Source organism: Xanthomonas sp. SHU 308, assembly GCF_000364645.1.
In the GTDB taxonomy this organism is placed as follows: Bacteria; Pseudomonadota; Gammaproteobacteria; order Xanthomonadales; family Xanthomonadaceae; genus Xanthomonas_A; species Xanthomonas_A sontii.
In genome coordinates this window covers 1-7,253 of the sequence record NZ_AQOK01000360.1, presented here as the reverse complement: position 1 = coordinate 7,253, position 7,253 = coordinate 1, and the positions used below count along the sequence as shown (strand labels likewise).

At 67.6% G+C, this 7,253-nt stretch carries 7 protein-coding genes and 4 tRNA genes; all 11 read right to left on the bottom strand.

Going from position 1 to position 7,253, the window contains the following annotated elements; translation table 11 throughout:
• Positions 1-89: 89 nt before the first annotated feature.
• Positions 90-165 (bottom strand) — tRNA-Thr (locus tag D588_RS0112495).
• Between the two features lie 30 nt (positions 166-195).
• A tRNA-Gly gene (locus D588_RS0112490) sits at positions 196-269 on the bottom strand.
• A gap of 32 nt (positions 270-301) precedes the next feature.
• Positions 302-387, bottom strand: a tRNA-Tyr gene (locus D588_RS0112485).
• A gap of 159 nt (positions 388-546) precedes the next feature.
• Positions 547-1,638, bottom strand: a complete 1,092-nt coding sequence (gene ychF, locus D588_RS0112480; protein ID WP_010341267.1) for a redox-regulated ATPase YchF — start codon at positions 1,636-1,638, stop codon at positions 547-549.
• 79 nt (positions 1,639-1,717) lie between these two features.
• Positions 1,718-2,299 carry an aminoacyl-tRNA hydrolase gene (gene pth / locus D588_RS0112475; protein WP_017907367.1) on the bottom strand — a complete coding sequence of 194 codons (582 nt, stop codon included), beginning with the start codon at positions 2,297-2,299 and terminating at the stop codon, positions 1,718-1,720.
• Positions 2,300-2,353: 54 nt separating this feature from the next.
• Positions 2,354-3,001: a 50S ribosomal protein L25/general stress protein Ctc gene (locus D588_RS0112470; protein ID WP_017907366.1), complete on the bottom strand. Its 648-nt coding sequence runs from the start codon at positions 2,999-3,001 to the stop codon at positions 2,354-2,356.
• Positions 3,002-3,169: 168 nt separating this feature from the next.
• Positions 3,170-4,129, bottom strand: a complete 960-nt coding sequence (locus tag D588_RS0112465; RefSeq protein WP_017911658.1) for a ribose-phosphate diphosphokinase — start codon at positions 4,127-4,129, stop codon at positions 3,170-3,172.
• 135 nt (positions 4,130-4,264) lie between these two features.
• A tRNA-Gln gene (locus D588_RS0112460) sits at positions 4,265-4,341 on the bottom strand.
• Positions 4,342-4,354: 13 nt separating this feature from the next.
• Positions 4,355-5,218: a 4-(cytidine 5'-diphospho)-2-C-methyl-D-erythritol kinase gene (gene ispE / locus D588_RS0112455; protein ID WP_017907364.1), complete on the bottom strand. Its 864-nt coding sequence runs from the start codon at positions 5,216-5,218 to the stop codon at positions 4,355-4,357.
• Positions 5,215-5,868 carry a lipoprotein insertase outer membrane protein LolB gene (gene lolB, locus D588_RS0112450; protein WP_017911656.1) on the bottom strand — a complete coding sequence of 218 codons (654 nt, stop codon included), beginning with the start codon at positions 5,866-5,868 and terminating at the stop codon, positions 5,215-5,217. Before lolB ends, ispE begins: the two co-directional genes overlap by 4 nt.
• Positions 5,865-7,253: tetratricopeptide repeat protein (locus D588_RS0112445; RefSeq protein WP_017916223.1), on the bottom strand; the 1,389-nt coding region annotated here is incomplete at its 5' end. The genes D588_RS0112445 and lolB, both read right to left, overlap by 4 nt.

Here is a 7,253-nt window from a genome sequence, read left to right as displayed (position 1 = left end):
ACGTTGACGTGCGGCTTGGTGCGCTCGAACTTACCCTTGGCCATGGCTGCTTCTTCTCGGTGATCGTAGAAAGATTTGACGACTGAATATGGTGCTCACGAAAGGAATCGAACCTTCGACCTCCTCCTTACCAAGGAGGTGCTCTACCGACTGAGCTACGTGAGCGTTGTTCTATTGTGACACAAGCGCGTTCAATGGAGCGGGAGACGGGAATCGAACCCGCACCATCAGCTTGGAAGGCTGAGGTTCTACCGTTGAACTACTCCCGCTACGGGATGCCGCACTGCCACAACAAAATAACTGGTGGAGGGAGGTGGATTCGAACCACCGAAGGCGTAAGCCAGCAGATTTACAGTCTGCCCCCGTTGGCCGCTTGGGTATCCCTCCAACTTACCCACTCGAACCCGGCTGCGAGGCCGAAATCAGAGAGGGGTGAAACAGCCCGCTATTCTTCCCTGACATCCCCGCCTTGTCAACAGTATTTTGACGCGATGTCGCAGGAAATCGTCGTTGCCCGCGCGCGCCCAGCCTGGACACGCGCACGCATCAGACGTTGAAGCGGAAATGCAGGATATCGCCTTCCTGCACGCGGTACTCCTTGCCTTCCAGACGCAGGCGTCCGGCTTCCTTGGCACCGGCCTCGCCCTTGTACTTGATGAAGTCGTCGTAGGCGATGGTTTCGGCGCGGATGAAGCCCTTCTCGAAGTCGGTGTGGATCACCGCCGCGGCCTGCGGTGCGGTCGACCCGGCCTTGACCGTCCAGGCGCGCACTTCCTTCACGCCAGCGGTGAAGTAGGTCTGCAGCCCCAGCAGGGTGTAGCCGGCGCGGATCACCCGGTTCAGGCCCGGCTCGCTCAGGCCCAGATCGGCCAGGAACGCATCGCGGTCGGCGTCGTCCAGCTGCGACAGCTCTTCCTCGATCGCCGCCGACACCGGGACCACCTCGGCGCCCTCGGCGGCGGCATGCGCGCGCACCGCATCCAGGTGCGGATTGTTCTCGAAGCCGTCTTCCAGCACGTTGGCGATGTACATCACCGGCTTGAGGGTGAGCAGGAACAGGTCGCGCACCAGCGCCTTCTCTTCCTCGTCCAGCCCGGCGTTGCGCCCGGCCTTGCCCTCGGCCAGCGCGGCCTGCAGCTTGGCCAGCACCGGCTTGCGCGCCGCCGCGTCCTTGTCGCCGCCCTTGGCCGAACGCTCGGCGCGGTTGAGCGCCTTCTCGACGCTGTCCAGATCGGCCAGGGCCAGCTCGGTATCGATGGTCTCGATGTCGGAGACCGGATCGACCTTGTTGTTCACATGGATGATGTCGCCATGCTCGAAGCAGCGCACCACGTGGGTGATCGCATCGACCTCGCGGATGTGCGCCAGGAACTTGTTGCCCAGGCCCTCACCGCTGGCCGCACCGGCGACCAGGCCGGCGATGTCGACGAACTCGACCGCGGTCGGCACGACCTTCTGCGGATTGATGATCGCCGCCAGCGCGTTCAGGCGCGGATCCGGCACCGGCACCACGCCCACGTTCGGCTCGATGGTGCAGAACGGAAAATTGGCCGCAGCGATGCCCGCCTTGGTCAGCGCATTGAACAGGGTCGACTTGCCGACGTTGGGCAGGCCGACGATGCCGCATTTGATGCCCATGTGTGTGATCCGGGAATGGAGAATCGGGAATAGGGAATCGGAAAGCATAGCCGCCTTTCCATTCCCCATTCCCCATTCCCTATTTCCCCTGCGTATGCAACCGCTTCATCGCCTCGTTGAAATCGCCCTGCACGGCCAGCGGCAGCACGTCGATGGCGTCGTCGATGGCGCGATCGATGAGGACCTGGTCGTCCTTGCCGGCGCGCCCCAGCACCCAGGGCACCACCTTGTCCTTGTGGCCGGGATGGCCGATGCCGATGCGCAGGCGGTGGAAGCCGGCATGCCCGAGCAGGCGGATGGTATCGCGCAGTCCGTTCTGGCCGCCGTGGCCGCCGTCGAACTTGAGCCGCGCCGTGCCCGGCGCCAGGTCCAGCTCGTCATGCGCCAGCAGCGCCTGCGCCGGTTCGATCTTCCAGAAGCGCAAGGCGGCCGTGACCGACTTGCCGCTGAGGTTCATGAAGGTGGCCGGCTTCAGCAGCCACACCGACTGCCCCGCGACCTCGACCTTGGCGGTCTCGCCGAACAGCTTGGCGTCCACACTCCAGCGCGCGCCGGCCCGCTCGGCCAACGCGTCGACAAAACGAAACCCGGCGTTGTGCCGGGTATTCGCGTGTTCGGCGCCGGGATTGCCCAGGCCGACGATCAGACGCAGACCAGTCATGCGCAATGCATCGCCGCGGCGTCCGGACCGATGGCCCGGACGCCGCGCAGGCGATTACTTGCCGTCCTTCTTGGCCGGCTCGGCGGCAGCCGCCGCGTCGGTGGCTTCCGGCTCTTCCTCGACACGGCCGTGCTTGGCGATGACCACCGCCACGTCGTGCTCCTTGCCCAGCTTCAGTTCCGGCAGCTCGACGCCAGCCGGCAGCTTCAGGTCCGACAGGTGGATCACGTCGCCGACCGACAGCGCGGCCAGGTCGACTTCAACGAACTCCGGCAGGTCCTTCGGCAGGCACACGACCTGGATTTCGTTCAGCTCGTGGGTGACGACCACTTCGGCCGACTTGCCGGCCGGGGACACGTCCTCGTTGATGAAGTGCAGCGGCACCGAGGCATGCAGGGCCTCGTTGTCGTTCACGCGCTGGAAGTCGATGTGCATGATCAGCTGCTTGAACGGGTGACGCTGCATATCGCGCAGCAGCACCTTCTGCACGTCGCCATTCAGGCTCAGGCTGAGGATGGACGAATAGAACCAGTCGTTCTGGCTGGCCAGCCAGACTTCGTTGTGGTCGAGCTGGATGTTGACCGGCTTCAGATCGCCACCGTAGACGATCGCCGGGATCAGGCCGTCGCGACGGAGGCGGCGGCTCGCACCCTTGCCCTCGACTTCGCGGCGCTGAACCTTGATTTCATGCGTGGTTGCCATTTGCGTTTACTACCTTGGTTGAATGAACCGCCTCGCGGCGGTTTGAAGGACTCTTCCGCGACCAGAAGAGTCTGTGAAGCCGGGAGTGGGGAATCGGGAGTGGGGAATCGCAACAGCGCAATACCGCGCTCCGCCCATTCCCTATTCCCGATCCCCCATTCCCAGCCTTTAATCCACGTACAACGAGCTCACCGACTCGCCGAAGGCGATGCGGCGGATGGTTTCGGCCAGCAGCTCGGCGACGCTGAGCTGGCGGATCTTGCCGCAGGCGCGGGCGGCCTCCGACAGCGGAATCGTGTCGGTGACCACCAGTTCGTCCAGCTGCGAATTGCTGATGTTGCTCACCGCCGGGCCGGACAGCACCGGATGCGTGCAGTACGCGGCGACCTTCAGGGCGCCCCGCTCCTTCAGCGCGGCCGCGGCGGCGCACAGGGTGCCGGCGGTGTCGACGATGTCGTCGACCAGCACGCAGGTCTTGCCCTCGACGTCGCCGATGATGTTCATCACCGTGGACACGTTGGCGCGCGGACGGCGCTTGTCGATGATCGCCAGGTCCGCATCGTCCAGGCGCTTGGCCACCGCACGGGCACGGACCACGCCACCCACGTCCGGCGAGACCACGATCAGGTTGTCGGTGCCGTAGGCGCGCCAGATGTCGGCCAGCAGCAGCGGCGAGGCGTAGACGTTGTCGACCGGGATGTCGAAGAAACCCTGGATCTGGTCGGCGTGCAGGTCGACGGTCAGCACGCGGTCGGCGTTGACCGCGCTGAACATCTTCGCCGCGACCTTGGCGGTGATCGGCACGCGCGAGGAGCGCATGCGCCGGTCCTGCCGCGAGTAGCCGAAGTACGGCACCACCGCGGTGACGCTGGCGGCGCTGGCGCGCTTGAGCGCGTCGATGATCACCAGCAGCTCCATCAGGTTCTCTGCGCTGGGCGCGCAGGTCGGCTGGATCACGAACACTTCCTGCCGGCGGACGTTCTCCTCGATCTCCACCTGCACTTCGCCATCGGAGAAGCTGGAGACCATCGCCTTGCCCGGACGCACGCCCAGCTCGCGGCAGATGCTTTTGGCCAGGGGCTTGTTGGCGTTGCCGGAGAACACCAGCAGGTTGCGTTGGTCTTGCATGAGGGGTCTCTCGGGTGGCTGCAAAGAGCGTGTGGCGACGATAACGATGTGAATCGGGAAGCCAGGAGGAGCGATGCTTCCACCTGTTGAATCCCCGCACATGGATGTGCGGGCTTTTGCGAGGGACTCGCATAATGGCAGGGGCGGTAGGATTCGAACCTACGAATGCCAGGATCAAAACCTGGTGCCTTGGGCCTCTTGGCGACGCCCCTGCGTAAACCTGTGTCAAGCCTCCAGCGCGTCGAGCAGCGGCGAACGCGGGACGCCACCTGCCACCCAGGCGCGCATCCCGTCCGGCAAGTCCGCCAGCGCGCGCACGGCGGCAGCGCGATCGGCGAACTCGACGAAACAACCGCTCCCCGACCCGGTCAGGCGTGGCGTACCGATCCGGGCCAGCGCCTGGAACGTGGCCTGGACGGCCGGTTCGCGGCGAAGCAGGACCGGCTCGAACGCATTGCCGAGCAGGAAACCTGAAACGAAGTCCGCTATTTTCGCGGGCGCAGCATCCCGCGTCAAATCCGGGGACTGGAACAGGGCCGCGGTGGGCACGTGCACCCCCGGATCGGCCAGCACATACCAGGCCGGCGGCAGCGCCAGCGCGGTCAATCGCTCACCCACGCCCTCGGCCCAGGCGTCGCGCCCGCGCACGAACACCGGCACGTCCGCGCCCAGCGACAGGCCGAGGCCAGCCAGGGCGTCTTCGTCCAGCCCGGCGCCCCACAGGGCATTCAGCGCCACCAGCGCGGTCGCCGCATCGGACGAACCGCCACCGAAGCCACCGCCGGCCGGAATGCGCTTTTCGACGCGGATATCCACACCTTGGGCGATATTTGCCGATTTTTGCAGCAGGCGCGCGGCACGCACCAGCAGGTCGTCGGCCTCGGCGACGCCTGCCACGGACGGACCGATCCGCGCCACCACCCCGTCCGCACGCGGCCGCAGATGCACCGTATCGCCCCAGTCCAGCAGGCGGAACACGGTCTGCAACTGGTGGTAGCCGTCCGGCCGGCGGCCGGTGATCTGCAGAAACAGGTTCAGCTTCGCCGGGGCCGGCCAGGACGACCAGCCCCCGTCGGTACCCCCGCTCATGGCGCAGGCACGGTCCAGGCGTCGACCAGCAGGCGCACCTTGGCGTCGCCGTTGCGCGCCTCGATGCGCCGCGGCAGCGCCGGACGACCGTCGCTGGGCGGATACCAGTCCTGGAATTCGATCTCCCAACCCATCTGCCGCAGCGTATGCGGCCGGCCCTGCGCGTCGTAGTCGACCCGCTCCGGCGCCTGCGCGTCGGTCGCCACCAGCCCGCGCACCCAGTCGGGCAGCAGGTTGACCGGGATCTCCCAGCCGGTCGCCTCCAGCAGCAGCTGTTCGGCGTTCTCGCCGTCGCGCGGACCGCCCTCCAGCCCCTCCAGGCGCCCGGCCTCGGAGTGGCTGTCGCCGGTCAGGCGCCAGCTCTGCCGGGTCACTGGCGCGCTGAGTTGCACCTCGTACTGGCGCTGCCGCTGGGTCCAGTCGATGCGGCCGCTGCCGCCGTTGCGCCCCTTGGTGATCGCCACCCGCCCCTGGAACGACCAGTCCGGATGCGCCCGCAGCCATTGCGCGCGCGCGGCCTCGGCCTGCTGCGCAGCGGCGTCGGGGGCGGCGACGGCGACCGGCGACGGGGTGCGGGTCGGCAGCGCACTGCAACCGGCCAGCAGCAGCCCGGCGACCAGCGCCCAGGAGGTACGCAGGCCGGCGGTCACGGCGCCACCTTGTCCAGGGCGCGGCGCAACGCTCGATTGTCCGGATCGAGCTTGCGCGCCTCGTCGAAGTACTTGTTGGCCTCCTCGTGCTTGCCCTGCTCCCACAGCACCTGGCCGATATGCGCGGCGATCTCTGGATCCTTCACCAGGCTCCAGGCGCGACGCAGTTGCACCAGCGCCTCCTGGGTCTTGCCGAGCCGGTACAGCACCCAGCCGTAGCTGTCGATGATCGCGGCATTGTCGGGATCGGCGGTGCGGGCGCGGTCGATCAGCTGCAGCGCTTCGCGATAGCGCTTGGTGCGATCGGCCAGGGTGTAGCCGAGCGCGTTCAGCGCCGCCACGTTCTCCGGGTCGGTGACCAGGATCTTGCGCAGGTCGGCCTCGGCGCGGTCGATGCGGTCGCGACGCTCCCAGGACAGTCCGCGCGCATACAGCAGCGCGTTGTCGTCCGGATACGCAGCCAGGCCGCGCTCGAACACCTGCAGCTCGCCGGCGTCGTCGCCGCTGCGCTGGCGCAGTTCCGCTTCCAACACGTAGGCGTCGCGGCGCGCGGCATCGTCGGCCTCGGCATCGTCCTGCAGCGCGCGCGCCTCGGCGAAGGCCGCGTCCTTCTGGCCGAGCGCGTACAACGCGCCGGCGGCGCGCAGCCGCGCCTCGCTACGCAGCGGGCCACCCGGCACGCCGCGGTACCAGTCCACCGCTTCCTGGTTGCGTTTGAGGAACTCGGCGATCTTGCCGAGCAGCAGGCGCCGCTCCGGATCGGGCCGGTCGGCACCCTTGCGCAGCTCGTCGTACAGCGCGGTCAGGGCCGCATTGTCCTGCAGCTTGGCCAGCATCGAGGCGCGCAGGCCGTAGTTCTGGGTGGTCTGCGGCCCCAGCGCCAGCACCCGCGCCGCGGCAGCGGTGTCGCCGATCGCGTCGTAGGCATAGGCCAGCGCCGTGCGCAGTTCCGGGTCGCCGGACACCTTGGGCTCCACGCCCTGCAGCAACGCGCGCGCCTGTTCGGTCTTGCCCGCCTGCTGCAACTGCGTGGCATGCAGCAGCGCCACGCGCGGCTCCTGCGGGAAACGCTTGACCAACTGGTCAACGATGCGCTCGGCCAGCTTGGGCTGGTCCAAGCGCAGCGCCAGGCGCCCGAACTCCTGCCAGGCCTCGAGCTGGTCGGGGATGGCATTGGCGTCGAGCAACTGGTCCAGGGCCTTGGCCGCGACCTCCGGATCGCGGTTGCCGCTGACCAGGGCGATCAGCGCGAAACGCCAGCCGCGCGGGTCCTTGTCGCGCAGCAGGGCCACCAGCAGGCTGCGCGCCTGGCGCAGGTTGCCGCTGCGCAAGGCCAGCGAGGCCTCGGCGCTGCGCATGGCCAGCGACTCGGGCGCGCGCTGCCA